The sequence below is a fragment of the Escherichia sp. MOD1-EC5433 genome, assembly GCF_002966005.1.
GTDB classification, from domain to species: Bacteria; Pseudomonadota; Gammaproteobacteria; order Enterobacterales; family Enterobacteriaceae; genus Escherichia; species Escherichia ruysiae.
Map to the genome: position 1 here is coordinate 224,518 of NZ_PTRL01000005.1, position 14,640 is coordinate 239,157.

Below are 14,640 nucleotides of genomic sequence, written 5' to 3' on the forward strand. Positions count from 1 at the left end.
ATGTCCTCTTTATAAAATTACTGAAAGTTTAAGTTCATATTTCAGGCTTTATTTTCGGCTTTCTTATTTACGTTATTAAGGGCCAGATCAGTCAGTTTGATATCGGTAGCCTTTTCTTCTTCCAGGGTTTCTTTAAGAAGCTTCGCTGCTTTACGATAACCTAACTGTTCAGCCAGCGTCGCTAATGTCCCGTAACTGGCAATCTCATAGTGCTCGACTTTCTGTGCGGCGGCAATCAGTGCGGCATCACGCACTTCGTTTTTCTCGGTGCTTTCGATGACCTCATTAGCTTCTTCAATGAGTCCTTCCATTGCTACACACTTCATGCGTTTAATTTTAAGATTTGATTCGGATTCTACGACTTGATCAATACGTTCTATCTGTCCATGAGTTTCCTCAAGGTGCGCATGAAAGGCCTGGCTTAATTTTTCGTTAGATGTCGCTCTGGAAAGTTTTGCCAGCGCGCGAGTTAACTGTTTTTCTGCGCTGTAGGTGTCTGAAAGCAGGTGAATAAATACATCTTCAATGGTCTTCATATTCATATTTTTCTCCAGTGAAATCACTGCGAGCCAGAAGGCTCGCAGATGCAATTATCTTTATCAGCTGATATTAATAATTAACGGTGGATCAGGATTTTCCTGATTTATTACCACCGCTTTGTTGACCGCCTTTTTTACCCGCTTCGGATGCGCGTTGCGGATCATTTTTAAAATTACCGCCGCTGTGCTGACCGCCTTTACGACCTGCGTCGGATGCCTTCTCACGGTCTTCGGCGAAATTTCCTGAACCACCACGATGTTCGGCCATGTTATTTCTCCCGTTGCGTTGCATTGTTTCATTAATATGAGTGTTGTGTGTCGACACTCATTAAAATTAGCCGCTAATGAGAATTAGTCAAATTAAGTGTGACAAGAAGGAGGATGGGAAATATATTTTGAGGAAACTTCTGGATATATTAACAATTGCCTGAGGAATAAGTGAGTTAGGAAAAATTATTGATTTTACTGGCGTTATGTTGCGGGATTAATTTGTTTGATTATATTACTGTTGGGCGGAAAAATGACGTAAGTTGACGTATGTTAGGGTTAAGCGAAACGGTAAAAAGGCAAATAATAAATAAAATTAAGATTTTTCTGGCTTCGTTAAAGGAATACAAAATGCCGTCAGCAGAACTGACGGCTGTGGGATTAACTGCGTGTTGCCGCTTTCATCGGTTGTACAAAAGCTTTCAATGCTACCAGCATTTTCTCTGGCTCATTAATATGTTGCTCGATGATTTTAACAATTGCCGAACCAGAAATCGCGCCCGCAGCTCCTGCATCAATCGCTGCTTTTACCTGTTCCGGGGCAGAAATACCAAACCCTTGTAACGGAGGCGCAGCGTTGTACTCTTTCAGCTTCGCGACCAGATGATTGAGGGGTAACGCGGCGCGTTTTTCAGCTCCGGTCACGCCTGCTCGCGACAGTAAATAGGTGTAACCACGACCGTAAGAGGCAATCTGGCGCAGCAAATCATCATCCGCATTCGGCGGGCAGATAAAGATAGGTGCGACATTATGGCGCAACGCGGCCTGACGGAAGGGCGCAGACTCTTCCACGGGCACATCGGCAACCAGAACCGAATCGACACCGACTTTCTCGCACTGGGCATAAAACTCATCAATGCCTTTGTTAAACACCAGGTTGGCATACATCAAAAGGCCGATGGGAATGGTCGGGTGCTTCTGGCGAATCAGTGCCAGCATCTCAAAGCACTGCGCCGGGGTCACTCCTGCCGCAAAAGCACGCAGAGTCGCGTTTTGAATGGTCGGGCCATCCGCGAGTGGATCGGAGAAGGGGATGCCTAACTCCAGCGCGTCAGCACCAGCTTCAATTAGTGTATCGATAATTTTCAGCGACTGCTCAATGCCAGGGTCACCGAGAGTCACGAAAGGAACAAATGCGCCTTCTTTGCGCTCCTTCAACTGGGCAAACAGAGTTTCATAGCGTTCCATCAGATTTCCCCTCGTGCTTTCAAAATATCGTGAACGGTGAAGATGTCTTTATCGCCGCGACCGGAAAGGTTAACCACCAGCAGCTGCTCTTTTTCCGGATTTTCGCGCATCATTTTCAGCGCATGAGCCAGGGCATGGGAGGATTCCAGCGCCGGAATAATCCCTTCATGCAAGCACAGCGTTTTAAAGGCTTCCAGTGCTTCATCATCGGTAATTGACACGTAATCTGCGCGTCCAATGCTGTTGAGATACGCATGTTGCGGGCCGACGGACGGGAAATCCAGTCCGGCGGAGATGGAGTAAGATTCTTCAATCTGCCCGTCTTCGGTCTGCATCATCGGCGCTTTCATACCGAAATAGATGCCCACGCGACCATGTTTTAACGGTGCGCCGTGCTCGCCGGTTTCGATACCGTGACCGCCAGGCTCCACGCCAATCAGGCCGACGTCGGTTTCGTTGATGAAATCAGCAAACATACCGATGGCATTAGAACCGCCGCCAACGCAGGCGATAACGGCATCCGGCAGGCGACCTTCTCTTTCCAGAATTTGCGCTTTCGTTTCTTCGCCAATCATCCGCTGAAACTCACGCACAATGGTCGGGTAAGGATGCGGGCCAGCTGCGGTGCCCAGCATATAGTGCGCGGTTTCATAACTGCCTGACCAGTCGCGCAGCGCCTCGTTACAGGCATCTTTCAGCGTCGCGGAACCGCTATGCACCGGGAGCACTTCCGCACCCATTAAGCGCATACGAAAAACGTTGGGCGACTGGCGTTCAACGTCTTTGGCTCCCATATAAATGCGGCATTTCAGGCCGAGCAGGGCGCTGGCAAGGGCAGACGCCACGCCATGCTGACCGGCACCGGTTTCGGCGATGATTTCGGTTTTACCCATCCGCTTCGCCAGCAACGCCTGACCCAGCACCTGGTTGGTTTTATGTGCGCCGCCGTGCAATAAATCTTCGCGCTTCAGGTACAGAGTGGTTTTAGTGCCCGCCGTAATGTTCTGGCATTTAGTCAGCGCGGTCGGACGTCCGGCATAGTTTTTCAGCAGATCGTTGAACTGAGCCTGAAATTCAGGATCCTTTTGCGCGCTGACGAAGGCCTCTTCCAGCTGGCGCAGGGCAGGCATCAGGATTTGTGGCACGTACATGCCGCCAAACTCACCAAAATAGGGGTTAAGTAATGTTGTCATTGTTCCTTTCCTTAATATGCGCGCAGTGTCTGAAAGACCGAGGCCAAAAGACGTGCGTCTTTGATGCCCGGTTGCGACTCTACAGCAGAATTAAAATCAAGTCCGGCGCAGCCGGTTTGTGCCGCTTCCACGCAGTTATCTGCGCCTAAGCCCCCCGCCAGCAGGACGTTGCCAAGCGATTGACCATTTAACAGTGACCAGTCGAAACGTTGCCCGCTCCCGCCCTGACCGTTGTCGAAAACATATTTATCAATGTGCTGAAAATCGCGCGCGGGCAGGGTTTCTCCAACGCTCAATGCTTTCCAGATGGCAACGTTTGCTGGCAGAGCATCACGCAGTGCGTCGATATACTGCTGGTCTTCATTGCCATGCAGTTGTACTGCTGCCAGCGATAAGGTATTCGCTTTTGCTAGCACATCGGTAAGGTCGTGGTTACGGAACACGCCGACATACTGTAGTGGTGCCGCAGTCATTACTTCTTGCGCCTGTTCAACGCTGACGCAGCGCGGCGATGTCGCAACAAAAATCAATCCGCCGTAAATCGCGCCTGCGTCATAAGCTGCTCTGGCATCTTGTGGGCGAGTCAGGCCACACACTTTATTCTCGCCCAGTAGTACCCGACGCACGGCGGCGTTTAGATCGTCGTGCGCCATCAGCGCCGAGCCAATCAAAAAACCATTAGAAAAGTGGCTTAACTCGCGTACTTGCGCGTAAGTGTTGATACCCGACTCGCTGATCACCGTCACGTTGTGCCCCAGTTTCGGCGCAAGCTCGCGCGTGCGGTTGAGATCAATCGACAAATCACGCAGATCGCGGTTGTTGATGCCAACGACTTTTGCCCCCAGCGCAATGGCGCGCTCCAATTCCTCTTCATTACTGACTTCGGTCAGCACACCCATCCCCAGACTATGGGCGACAGCAGCGAGCTGGCGATACTGTTCGTCGTCAAGTACTGAAAGCATTAATAAACAGGCATCGGCCTGGTAATAGCGCGCCAGATAAATCTGGTAAGGGTCGATAATAAAGTCTTTACATAAAATCGGCTGGGGCGCGATTTGGCTGACGATGGGGAGGAAATCAAAGCTCCCCTGGAAATATTTCTCATCAGTCAGCACCGAAATTGCCGAAGCGTAATGCTTATAAATCGAGGCAATGCGTGCCGGATCGAAATCATCACGGATCACGCCTTTTGACGGCGACGCTTTCTTGCATTCCAGAATAAATGCGGTACGTGCACCCTGTAGCGCATCATAAAAATGTCGCGTGCTCGGCTGAACCTCATTCTGAAAACTGGCCAGCGGTTGCTGCTGTTTGCGGGCTTCTATCCAAATCGCCTTGTCTGCGACGATTTTCGCTAAAACGGTTTGCATCATTTACCCTCGTGCCGCCAGTGCGGTGACTCTGTCGTAAGCGGAACCACTGCGCAGTACCTCAAGAACGGTTTGCGCATTGGCTTGCAGATCTTCCTGGCCATGCAGGCGCATTAACATGGCGACATTCGCCGCGACGGCTGCCTCATGGGCGGCGTCGCCTTTACCTTGTAACAAACGTGTTAAAATGTCACGGTTTTCTTCCGGCGTTCCGCCTGCCAGTTGTTCCTGGTGGTAGGGAGTCAGGCCAAAATCTTCTGCGGTCAACTGATAGCTCTTAATTTCGCCGTCATGAAGCTCTGCAACGATTGTCGGCGCGTGTAATGAAACTTCATCCATCCCGCCGCTGTGCACCACCGCCGCGCGTTGATACCCCAGCACGCGCAAGGTTTCGGCAATCGGCAGTACCAGTTCCGGACTATAAACACCAATTAACGCCAGCGGCGGATGCGCCGGGTTAATCAATGGCCCCAGCACGTTGAACAGAGTGCGGGTTTTTAGTTGCTGACGAACTGGCATCGCATGGCGGAATCCAGTGTGATATTTCGGTGCGAAGAGGAAGCAAACGCCTAACTCGTCCAGCGCCTGGCGCGATTTATCGGCATTCATATCCAGGTTGATACCAAACGCTGCCAGCAGATCCGACGAACCCGATTTACTGGAGACACTGCGGTTGCCGTGTTTCGCCACTTTCAGGCCACAGGCTGCTGCAACAAAAGCACTGGCGGTAGAAATGTTGATACTGTTGCTGCCGTCACCGCCGGTGCCGACGATATCGGCAAACAGATAATCCGGGCGCGGGAACGGCGCAGCGTTTTCCAGAAGCGCAGTTGCTGCTCCGGCGATTTCGTTCGGGTGCTCGCCGCGAATTTTCATGCTCACCAGCGCCGCTGCCAGTTGTTCCGGTTTCAGTTCGCCACGCACCACCGCTGAAAAAAGCTGGTGGCTTTCCTGCTGGCTAAGCGTCTGCGCCTGATACAGTTTTTCCAGAATCGGTTGCAGCGTGTTGGTGGGTTCCAGCTTTTGCTGCGCCCAGGCCAGCGTTTGTTCCAGCAGGCGAGCGCCCTGAGTGGTGAGAATGGATTCCGGATGGAACTGGAATCCGCAAACGCGATCCGCATCATGACGAACCGCCATTACCATGCCATTAAAATGGGCATTGATGGTTAAACCGGCCGGAATGTTACTGCCAACCAGCGAGTGATAACGCGCCACCGGCAGTGGGTTTGTTAACCCGGCAAACATCGCCTGACCGTCATGTTCAATGCTCGACGCTTTACCGTGCAAAATTTCGCCCGCTTGTCCGACATACCCCCCATAGGCTTCGACAATCGCCTGATGACCGAGGCAAATGCCAATAATCGGCAGCTTGCCGCGCAGACGGGTAAGCAGTTCCGGCATACAACCGGCTTCGCTTGGCACACCAGGGCCAGGAGAAAGCATCAGCACCGGATTGCTCATCGTCGCCAGGCGTTCAATTAAGGTCTGCGCCGGAATATGGTTGCGGTAAATCACCACGTTATGACCATTGCTGCGCAACTGATCTGCCAGGTTGTAAGTAAAAGAGTCGATATTATCGAGCAGCAGAATGTCAGCCATCAGAAAGTCTCCTGTGCATGATGCGCGGTGGCGATAGCGCGCAGTACAGCGCGGGCTTTATTACGGGTTTCGTCGGCTTCCGACTGCGGAACAGAATCAAGAACCACGCCAGCACCGGCTTGCACGGTGGCGACGCCGTTTTCCACCAGCGCCGAGCGGATCACAATGCAGGTGTCGAGATCGCCGTGTGCGGTGAAATAGCCTACCGCGCCGCCGTAACTGCCGCGTCGACGACCTTCTGCTTCGGCAATTAACTGCATGGCACGCACTTTCGGCGCACCGCTTAATGTGCCCATATTCATACAGGCGCGGTAAGCGTGCAGAGCGTCGAGATCGTGACGCAATTCACCGACAACGCGGGAGACGAGATGCATCACGTAAGAGTAACGGTCAACTTTGGTGAGGTCGGCAACGTAGCGGCTGCCGGGGGTGCAAATGCGTGCCAGATCATTACGAGCGAGATCCACCAACATCAGATGTTCCGAAAGCTCTTTATGGTCGGTACGCATCTCCAGTTCAATGCGGCTGTCGAGGTCTCTGTCCAGTGAACCATCGGCGCGACGACCTCGTGGGCGTGTTCCTGCAATCGGGTAGATTTCAATCTGGCGGCTGGTGGCGTCATACTTGAGCGAACTTTCCGGCGACGCGCCAAACAGGGTGAAATCATTATCCTGCATAAAAAACATGTACGGGCTGGGATTACTCTTTTTCAGCACGTAATAGGCCGCCAGCGGTGACGGGCAGGGTAGTGAGAAACGGCGAGAGGGTACGACCTGGAAAATCTCTCCGGCGCGAATCGCTTTTTGCAACGAACGCACGACACCGCCGAACTCTTCATCACTTTGATTACACTCACAACGCATATGCGGCACAGAAACCACCGGTAGCGGCGGTGCGGTTTCGGTTAGCTGTTGGCGAAGTTCAGCAAGGCGTGCGGTGAGGCGCTGTTTTTCTTCTTCATTTGGAGCAAACAGGCTGGCCTGAATACGGGTACTTTTCTTCTGATGGTCAATCACCATCAGCGTTTCAGCGAGATAAAAACAGAAATCAGGGCAGTTATTTTCCGCTGACAATTGCGGTAAATCTTCAAACCCCGCCACAAGGTCATAAGAGAACAGGCCGCCGAAGAACATTGCTTCTCGTTCTTCCTTTGGCACATCCAGCAGATCCTGCAATAAGCGGAAAGCGTCAAAAACAGAAAGGGAGCATAAGCGAGCGTCTTCATCCAGCAGTGAACTGACAGGGGGGAAGCGCAGCACACGGCAGTTTGGTGATTGTTCATTTTCCACACCCGCAGGCAGGGCGTTATCCAGTAGTGTCAGCAGGGCTTCACCATTGCCGGAAAGCGACTGGATTGTGACAGTGTCACCTAAAGCTGTAATGCGCAGCGCACTGTCCACCAACAGCAGGCTTTTTAAATCATCTTTGCTGTCGATATCTGCGGATTCCAGCAGCAGCGTTGCGGGACGATCCCCACACAACTGGTGAAAAAGTGCGGTTGGATTGTCGAGATAAGCACCTTCGCAGGTTAACAGTTCGAGAGTCGGTTTTTGTGTTTGCATTGTTATTCTCGTTAATTTTGTTCAAAAAAAAGCCCGCTCATTAGGCGGGCTGGGTATCTGATTGCTTTACGCATGGTGAATACACTGCCCGTTTCAGGAAGTGCGCCACCAACCTTTCAGTACGAAAATCGCTTTCATTGTCGATACCCTTTTTACGTGAACTTGCGTACTAGTTAACTAGTTCGATGATTGATTGTCAACAGCTCATTTCAGAATATTTGTCAGAACCGTTATGATGTCGGCGCAAAAAACATTTTCCAAAACGGGAGTGCGCCTTGAGCGACACAAATTACGCAGTCATTTATGACCTGCACAGCCATACCACGGCTTCCGATGGCTGCCTGACGCCAGAGGCGCTGGTACACCGTGCTGTAGACATGCGCGTCGGCACGCTGGCGATCACTGACCATGACACCACAGCAGCAATCGCACCAGCAAGAGAAGAAATTTCACGTTCAGGACTGGCGCTGAATCTTATTCCAGGCGTGGAAATTTCTACCGTATGGGAAAATCATGAAATTCATATTGTCGGGCTGAATATTGATATTACTCATCCGCTAATGTGTGAGTTCCTGGCGCAGCAAACAGCACGGCGCAATCAGCGGGCGCAGTTAATCGCTGAAAGACTGGAAAAAGCGCAAATACCTGGTGCTCTGGAAGGCGCGCAAAGACTGGCGCAGGGGGGCGCAGTGACGCGCGGTCATTTTGCTCGTTTTCTGGTCGAATGCGGCAAAGCCAGTTCAATGGCGGATGTCTTTAAAAAATATCTGGCGCGTGGGAAAACCGGATACGTTCCGCCGCAGTGGTGTACAATAGAACAAGCTATTGATGTCATTCATCATTCTGGCGGTAAGGCGGTGCTAGCTCATCCTGGGCGGTACAATCTTAGTGCTAAATGGCTGAAAAGATTGGTTGCGCATTTTGCCGAACACCACGGCGACGCGATGGAAGTCGCGCAGTGCCAGCAATCGCCCAATGAACGCACCCAACTGGCGACACTTGCCCGCCAGCACCATTTATGGGCATCACAAGGATCTGATTTTCATCAGCCGTGCCCGTGGATTGAACTGGGTCGTAAACTCTGGCTGCCCGCAGGCGTTGAAGGCGTCTGGCAGCTATGGGAACAGCCGCAGAACACCACAGAGAGGGAATTATGAGTCAGTTTTTTTATATTCATCCTGATAACCCGCAGCAACGTCTGATCAACCAGGCGGTAGAGATTGTGCGTAAAGGCGGGGTGATTGTTTATCCAACCGATTCCGGCTATGCGCTCGGCTGTAAAATTGAAGATAAAAACGCCATGGAGCGTATTTGTCGTATTCGCCAGCTGCCGGACGGTCACAACTTTACCCTGATGTGTCGCGATCTTTCTGAACTCTCGACCTATTCCTTTGTGGATAACGTCGCGTTTCGCCTGATGAAAAACAACACGCCAGGTAACTACACTTTCATCCTGAAGGGAACGAAAGAGGTGCCACGCCGTTTGTTGCAGGAAAAACGCAAAACCATCGGGATGCGCGTACCGTCTAACCCCATCGCTCAGGCGTTACTTGAGGTGCTGGGTGAACCGATGCTTTCCACTTCGTTAATGCTGCCGGGTAGCGAATTTACTGAATCCGATCCGGAAGAGATTAAAGACCGTCTGGAAAAACAGGTGGATTTAATTATTCATGGCGGCTATCTCGGTCAGAAACCAACAACGGTCATCGACCTCACCGATGATACGCCAGTCGTGGTGCGTGAAGGCGTGGGTGATGTGAAGCCTTTCTTATAAGAGCGTAACTCTGTATACTACGCGGCCTTAAAATGGCACTGAATGGTGCCATTCATTCTCCTGTTCGACGCCTGTGAAGGCGACACCAAAAGGAAGCTCTATGAGCGAAAAGCTACAGAAAGTGCTGGCGCGTGCCGGCCACGGTTCTCGCCGTGAAATCGAATCTATTATTGAAGCCGGTCGTGTGAGTGTTGATGGCAAAATTGCTAAACTCGGCGATCGCGTTGAAGTTACCCCTGGACTGAAAATCCGTATCGATGGTCATCTTATTTCGGTGCGTGAGTCCGCTGAGCAAATTTGTCGCGTTCTGGCCTATTACAAGCCGGAAGGTGAGTTATGTACCCGTAACGACCCGGAAGGGCGTCCGACAGTGTTTGATCGTCTGCCAAAACTGCGTGGTGCGCGCTGGATTGCCGTAGGTCGTCTCGACGTTAATACCTGTGGTCTGTTGCTGTTCACCACCGACGGTGAACTGGCAAACCGTTTAATGCACCCCAGCCGTGAAGTTGAACGTGAATATGCCGTGCGTGTATTTGGTCAGGTTGACGACGCGAAACTGCGTGATTTGAGTCGCGGTGTGCAGCTGGAAGATGGTCCGGCAGCCTTTAAAACCATCAAGTTCAGCGGCGGCGAAGGGATCAACCAGTGGTACAACGTTACTCTGACCGAAGGCCGTAACCGTGAAGTTCGTCGTTTGTGGGAAGCGGTTGGCGTGCAGGTTAGCCGCCTGATTCGTGTGCGTTACGGTGATATCCCTCTACCGAAAGGTCTGCCACGTGGTGGCTGGACGGAGCTGGATCTCGCCCAGACTAACTATTTGCGTGAGCTGGTGGAACTACCGCCAGAAACCAGTTCTAAAGTTGCCGTAGAAAAAGATCGTCGTCGTATGAAGGCGAATCAAATTCGACGTGCGGTGAAACGTCATAGTCAGGTGAGTGGCGGTCGTCGTTCTGGTGGACGTAATAATAACGGTTAATTTAAGTTAAGTATAAAATAAAGGCCCTCCGGGGCCTTTTCTTCATTTGAAGCATGATAAATAGTCGCAGTATTTTAATTTAATTTCATACTTGCTTATGAATAATACCCGGAAATAGCCACATTACTATTTAATTATCTGAGATAAACTCAACGTCAAGAGGTGGGTTATGATTAGATATAGTGGAATATTTCTATCTCTGTTAATGCTTTCAGGATGTGCAACCGAAGCATTAAAGAATGAACAAGCTGAATCTGTTATTTCTGCGGGTAACAAGGCGGTTGCGGCGAATGCAAGTTTCTTTAAACAATACTATGCTTCTCGTGAAAACTTTCTTGTTAATTTTTATGCGACTAATCCAGAGTGTGCATTGCGGCCTGATTATACCATTGATGTAGGGAACAATCGACAGGGCGAAAGTTTATGCCAACCGCCGGGTCCAATGACAGAAAAAGTACAACTAGCTCCATTTGAAAAAAAGAAATTACTTGCTTCAATGGAAGTCATTAATAGCATGAGTGCTTATGTAGAACTCCTGACTGAAGATATGGCATCGACTGAGAGTCAGCAGGTGGCATTACTTAAACAGGCTCTGGATCACGCAAACAACGCGGAAGCATTACTTGGTGTTTCGCCAGGGAAAGATTTAGAGCAATCTGCGGAAGCAGTTAAAGATTTAGTAAATTATTTCAATGAGTTATATATAATAAAAGTTAATTCTGGGAAAATAGGTAAAACGGTAGATAAAAACTGGGCAAGACTTATAAATAATATGAAAGTTTTGCGTGATGATATTTATACAAAAAGCAATAGAATTGAAAAATTCACCTTTGCGAATGTGCATAATAATATGGTTTATTATAATGCCACATCTAAAAATTCAAGGAGTACAGAGTTTAATACTCTGAAAAACAGGAAAGAGTTTCTAAGCTCAGTAATCAATGTGAATGAAACCAGACTACAGGCATCGGCACCAGCTATGCCCGCCATTGAGGCTTTAAATGCCTTTATAGATAAGGGTGATTATCTGAAAAATTTATACACTAATAAAACACGCACAGCGGCTGAACAAAAAAGGTTAAATGAAATATTACGCGCACAAGTAATTAGTGGATTAAAGGCGTCTGAGGGGCTGGCAAAACTACTTCTTGCTAGCGGAATAATGTTATAGGAGGATTTTTATGAACGATGTACAAAATCGTAGAATACTGGCATTACTCGACATGCTGTATAATACCCTGGGCAACAAAACCACATGCAGGGTTTGCCATAAATATTTTATCCTTATCCTCTCGGTTATGAACAACCTGACGATTAACTATGGTACTGAAACCTCACCAGAGTTAAGCGCAATCAGTTATGAAGACGCGAATGCGTTAATTACTGAACTGATATTATTTATTGAAGATGTTGACGCTGAGAATCATGAAGCATATCCGGGACATTTGAGTGAGATTAAACGCATTCTGAATTTCGCTATTGCCGCTTGAATATAATTATGATTAAAGCACCCCAAGAGACGATCTTTTGAGGTGCTTTCACTTAATAATCAATCCCGATTTGCGCCTTAACGCCTGCATCAAACGCATGTTTGACGGGGCGTAATTCACTGACGGTATCTGCCAGCTCAAGTATATCCCGATGACAGCCACGACCCGTGATAATCACCGTTTGCTGATGTGGACGATCATTTAAGGCCTGCATCACTTCTTCCAGTGGCAAATAGTCATACGCCACCATATACGTCAGCTCATCGAGCAAAACCATATCTAGCGAGGAATCAGCCAGCATTCGTTTTGCATGTTGCCAGACTTCGCGGCAGGCGGCGGTATCAGACTCGCGGTTTTGTGTATCCCAGGTAAAGCCGGTTGCCATCACCTGAAACTCGACGCCGTGCGGCTCCAGCAGATTTCGTTCGCCGTTAGGCCAGGTGCCCTTAATAAACTGCACGACGCCCACTTTTTTTCCGTGACCTACCGCGCGCGTTGCCGTACCAAATGCCGCAGTGGTTTTGCCTTTTCCATTGCCAGTAAAAACGATAATAATGCCGCGTTCATCCTGGGCCTGCGCCACACGGGCATCCACTTTTTCTTTAACTCGCTGCTGACGCTGTTGGTAGCGTTCATCACTCATTGGGAAATTCCTGGTTTACGGCCCGGTTGGGCGTCAAAGGTCATGCCGGTTTTACGGCGGCTATCATCGCCCATCAGCCAGAGGTAAAGTGGCATGATATCAGCGGGGGTTTTGAGTTTCTGCGGATCTTCCGTCGGGAAGGCACTGGCACGCATTGCGGTGCGCGTACCTCCTGGATTAATACAGTTAACGCGCAGACGTTGCTGATATTCATCGGCAAGTACCTGCATCATCCCTTCGGTGGCAAATTTCGACACCGCATATGCGCCCCAGTTGGCTCGCCCCTGACGGCCGACGCTTGATGAGGTAAAGACCAGCGAACCAGCGTCCGATTTGAGTAATAAAGGAAGCAGTGCCTGGGTCAGCATAAAGGTGGCATTAACGTTGACCTGCATGACATCCTGCCAGACCTGTGGATTTTGTTCGCTCATCGGGCAAACTTCGCCAAGCAATCCGGCATTATGCAGAACGCCGTCCAGACGCGGATAATTAACGGCAATGCGCTGTGCCAGTTGATGGCAATCTTCGGATGTGCAGGTCAGTAAATCGAGAATAAACCACTGTGGATGACGTCCGGTCTCTTCGAACATACGCTGGGCGACCTGACGTAATTTTTCTTCATTACGACCCAGTAAAATCACTGTCGCGCCATAACGCGCATAAGTCTGAGCGGCTTCACGACCAATGCCGTCGCTGGCGCCGGTTACCAGGATAATACGATCATTGAGTAAATCTTGTTTTGGTTGGTAATGCATGGCTACTCCTCAACGACATCATCAGTCGCGCTGCCAGTGTACTTTATGACTTTGAGGGGTTATGCCTTAAACAGAGGCGCATTTCAATCGGCCTGGGGCGATAACGCCGCAAAATGAATACTTTGTCATACTTTCTCGTCAAGAATATCTCTGCGAGACGGCTTAAGATGCCTGTTGTAAACTGTGAGGCAAAGCGTTGTTTAACCAAGGTGGGACTCGTGGAATTGTTGTCTGAATATGGTTTGTTTTTGGCGAAAATTGTCACTGTTGTTGTGGCGATTGCGGCTGTTGCCGCCATTATTGTCAATGTTGCTCAACGTAATAAACGCCAGCGTGGCGAGTTACGGGTTAACAATCTCAGCGAACAATATAAGGAGATGAAAGAAGAACTGGCAGCAGCGTTGATGGATCCGCATCAGCAAAAGCAGTGGCACAAAGCGCAGAAGAAGAAGCACAAGCAAGAAGCGAAAGCAGCGAAAGCGAAAGCCAAACTGGGCGAGGTGGTGACTGACAGTAAACCCCGCGTCTGGGTACTGGATTTCAAAGGCAGTATGGACGCGCATGAAGTTAACTCGTTACGCGAAGAGATAACCGCAGTACTCGCGGCATTTAAGCCACGGGATCAGGTTGTTTTGCGTCTGGAAAGCCCCGGCGGCATGGTTCATGGTTATGGCCTGGCAGCTTCGCAGTTGCGGCGTCTGCGCGATAAAAACATTCCTTTAACCGTTACGGTAGATAAAGTAGCTGCCAGCGGCGGGTACATGATGGCCTGCGTGGCTGACAAAATTGTTTCCGCGCCGTTTGCCATTGTAGGCTCCATCGGTGTGGTGGCGCAAATGCCCAACTTTAACCGCTTCCTGAAAAGCAAAGATATTGATATTGAACTGCACACCGCCGGGCAATATAAGCGCACGCTGACATTGCTGGGTGAAAATACCGAAGAGGGGCGCGAAAAATTCCGCGAAGAACTGAACGAAACACATCAGCTATTTAAAGATTTTGTAAAACGTATGCGTCCGTCTCTGGATATTGAAGAGGTGGCTACCGGTGAACACTGGTATGGGCAACAGGCGGTAGAGAAAGGCCTGGTTGACGAAATCAACACCAGTGATGAAGTCATTCTTAGCCTGATGGAAGGTCGTGAAGTGGTCAATGTACGTTATATGCAGCGTAAACGGTTGATCGACCGATTCACCGGCAGTGCGGCAGAGAGCGCCGACCGATTGTTGCTACGCTGGTGGCAACGCGGGCAAAAGCCGTTGATGTAAAAGATAAACGCGAGGG

General features: G+C 50.0%; 16 protein-coding genes and 1 other annotated feature. Of the genes, 6 read left to right on the plus strand and 10 right to left on the minus strand.

The features are described 5' to 3' along the window. Window positions 1–41: 41 nt before the first annotated feature. The 8 genes from C3D30_RS12795 to trpL form a co-directional block, all read right to left on the minus strand. Window positions 42–542, minus strand: coding sequence for a YciE/YciF ferroxidase family protein (locus C3D30_RS12795; protein ID WP_001056502.1), 501 nt, complete (start codon window positions 540–542; stop codon window positions 42–44). Window positions 543–627: 85 nt separating this feature from the next. Then, entirely contained in the window at window positions 628–807 is a 180-nt protein-coding gene (locus C3D30_RS12800; protein ID WP_000807651.1) for a con-10 family general stress protein, read from the minus strand. A 380-nt stretch (window positions 808–1,187) separates the two neighbouring features. Continuing rightward, window positions 1,188–1,994 carry a tryptophan synthase subunit alpha gene (gene trpA, locus C3D30_RS12805; RefSeq protein WP_105286950.1) on the minus strand — a complete coding sequence of 269 codons (807 nt, stop codon included), beginning with the start codon at window positions 1,992–1,994 and terminating at the stop codon, window positions 1,188–1,190. Continuing rightward, window positions 1,994–3,187: a tryptophan synthase subunit beta gene (trpB, locus tag C3D30_RS12810; protein WP_105286951.1), complete on the minus strand. Its 1,194-nt coding sequence runs from the start codon at window positions 3,185–3,187 to the stop codon at window positions 1,994–1,996. Before trpB ends, trpA begins: the two co-directional genes overlap by 1 nt. Before the next feature lie 11 nt (window positions 3,188–3,198). Beyond that, window positions 3,199–4,560: a bifunctional indole-3-glycerol-phosphate synthase TrpC/phosphoribosylanthranilate isomerase TrpF gene (gene trpCF, locus C3D30_RS12815; RefSeq protein WP_176242091.1), complete on the minus strand. Its 1,362-nt coding sequence runs from the start codon at window positions 4,558–4,560 to the stop codon at window positions 3,199–3,201. Beyond that, on the minus strand, window positions 4,561–6,156 hold the full coding sequence (gene trpD / locus C3D30_RS12820; protein WP_016158394.1) for a bifunctional anthranilate synthase glutamate amidotransferase component TrpG/anthranilate phosphoribosyltransferase TrpD: 1,596 nt from the start codon (window positions 6,154–6,156) through the stop codon (window positions 4,561–4,563). After that, entirely contained in the window at window positions 6,156–7,718 is a 1,563-nt protein-coding gene (gene trpE / locus C3D30_RS12825) for an anthranilate synthase component I (protein WP_105286952.1), read from the minus strand. Before trpE ends, trpD begins: the two co-directional genes overlap by 1 nt. A 23-nt stretch (window positions 7,719–7,741) precedes the next feature. Continuing rightward, window positions 7,742–7,835 (minus strand) — a sequence feature (Trp leader region). Then, on the minus strand, window positions 7,812–7,856 hold the full coding sequence (gene trpL / locus C3D30_RS12830; RefSeq protein ID WP_001700591.1) for a trp operon leader peptide: 45 nt from the start codon (window positions 7,854–7,856) through the stop codon (window positions 7,812–7,814). Its footprint overlaps the feature before it by 24 nt. Before the next feature lie 137 nt (window positions 7,857–7,993). Between trpL and rnm the strand changes: the two genes are divergently transcribed. From rnm to C3D30_RS12855, 5 genes are all read left to right on the plus strand, one after another. Beyond that, a complete protein-coding gene (gene rnm / locus C3D30_RS12835) occupies window positions 7,994–8,875 on the plus strand; it encodes an RNase RNM (protein WP_001285653.1) in 882 nt (293 codons plus the stop codon). Further along, on the plus strand, window positions 8,872–9,492 hold the full coding sequence (locus C3D30_RS12840) for an L-threonylcarbamoyladenylate synthase (RefSeq protein ID WP_001516499.1): 621 nt from the start codon (window positions 8,872–8,874) through the stop codon (window positions 9,490–9,492). Before rnm ends, C3D30_RS12840 begins: the two co-directional genes overlap by 4 nt. Window positions 9,493–9,592: 100 nt before the next feature. Further along, entirely contained in the window at window positions 9,593–10,468 is an 876-nt protein-coding gene (gene rluB, locus C3D30_RS12845; protein WP_001291217.1) for a 23S rRNA pseudouridine(2605) synthase RluB, read from the plus strand. Between the two features lie 169 nt (window positions 10,469–10,637). Further along, window positions 10,638–11,639 carry a hypothetical protein gene (locus C3D30_RS12850; RefSeq protein WP_105286953.1) on the plus strand — a complete coding sequence of 334 codons (1,002 nt, stop codon included), beginning with the start codon at window positions 10,638–10,640 and terminating at the stop codon, window positions 11,637–11,639. A 10-nt stretch (window positions 11,640–11,649) separates the two neighbouring features. After that, complete coding sequence (locus tag C3D30_RS12855) at window positions 11,650–11,958, plus strand: hypothetical protein (protein ID WP_105286954.1); 309 nt, start codon at window positions 11,650–11,652, stop codon at window positions 11,956–11,958. Between the two features lie 52 nt (window positions 11,959–12,010). On the opposite strand, the gene cobO is transcribed toward C3D30_RS12855, so the two are convergent. Both cobO and C3D30_RS12865 read right to left on the minus strand, forming a co-directional pair. After that, window positions 12,011–12,601, minus strand: coding sequence for a cob(I)yrinic acid a,c-diamide adenosyltransferase (gene cobO, locus C3D30_RS12860; RefSeq protein ID WP_001278900.1), 591 nt, complete (start codon window positions 12,599–12,601; stop codon window positions 12,011–12,013). Further along, a complete protein-coding gene (locus C3D30_RS12865) occupies window positions 12,598–13,356 on the minus strand; it encodes a YciK family oxidoreductase (protein WP_000559298.1) in 759 nt (252 codons plus the stop codon). Before C3D30_RS12865 ends, cobO begins: the two co-directional genes overlap by 4 nt. A gap of 218 nt (window positions 13,357–13,574) precedes the next feature. Between C3D30_RS12865 and sohB the strand changes: the two genes are divergently transcribed. Next, complete coding sequence (sohB, locus tag C3D30_RS12870) at window positions 13,575–14,624, plus strand: protease SohB (RefSeq protein ID WP_000422075.1); 1,050 nt, start codon at window positions 13,575–13,577, stop codon at window positions 14,622–14,624. Window positions 14,625–14,640 lie beyond the last annotated feature (16 nt).

Bases quoted from the DNA above. Each gene is read 5' to 3' on its own strand.
- cobO (WP_001278900.1), bottom strand. From the start codon at position 12,601: ATGAGTGATGAACGCTACCAACAGCGTCAGCAGCGAGTTAAAGAAAAA.
- C3D30_RS12865 (WP_000559298.1), bottom strand. From the start codon at position 13,356: ATGCATTACCAACCAAAACAAGATTTACTCAATGATCGTATTATCCTG.
- trpCF (WP_176242091.1), bottom strand. From the start codon at position 4,560: ATGATGCAAACCGTTTTAGCGAAAATCGTCGCAGACAAGGCGATTTGG.
- C3D30_RS12850 (WP_105286953.1), top strand. From the start codon at position 10,638: ATGATTAGATATAGTGGAATATTTCTATCTCTGTTAATGCTTTCAGGA.
- trpD (WP_016158394.1), bottom strand. From the start codon at position 6,156: ATGGCTGACATTCTGCTGCTCGATAATATCGACTCTTTTACTTACAAC.
- trpA (WP_105286950.1), bottom strand. From the start codon at position 1,994: ATGGAACGCTATGAAACTCTGTTTGCCCAGTTGAAGGAGCGCAAAGAA.
- rluB (WP_001291217.1), top strand. From the start codon at position 9,593: ATGAGCGAAAAGCTACAGAAAGTGCTGGCGCGTGCCGGCCACGGTTCT.
- trpB (WP_105286951.1), bottom strand. From the start codon at position 3,187: ATGACAACATTACTTAACCCCTATTTTGGTGAGTTTGGCGGCATGTAC.
- C3D30_RS12855 (WP_105286954.1), top strand. From the start codon at position 11,650: ATGAACGATGTACAAAATCGTAGAATACTGGCATTACTCGACATGCTG.
- trpE (WP_105286952.1), bottom strand. From the start codon at position 7,718: ATGCAAACACAAAAACCGACTCTCGAACTGTTAACCTGCGAAGGTGCT.
- C3D30_RS12795 (WP_001056502.1), bottom strand. From the start codon at position 542: ATGAATATGAAGACCATTGAAGATGTATTTATTCACCTGCTTTCAGAC.
- C3D30_RS12840 (WP_001516499.1), top strand. From the start codon at position 8,872: ATGAGTCAGTTTTTTTATATTCATCCTGATAACCCGCAGCAACGTCTG.
- C3D30_RS12800 (WP_000807651.1), bottom strand. From the start codon at position 807: ATGGCCGAACATCGTGGTGGTTCAGGAAATTTCGCCGAAGACCGTGAG.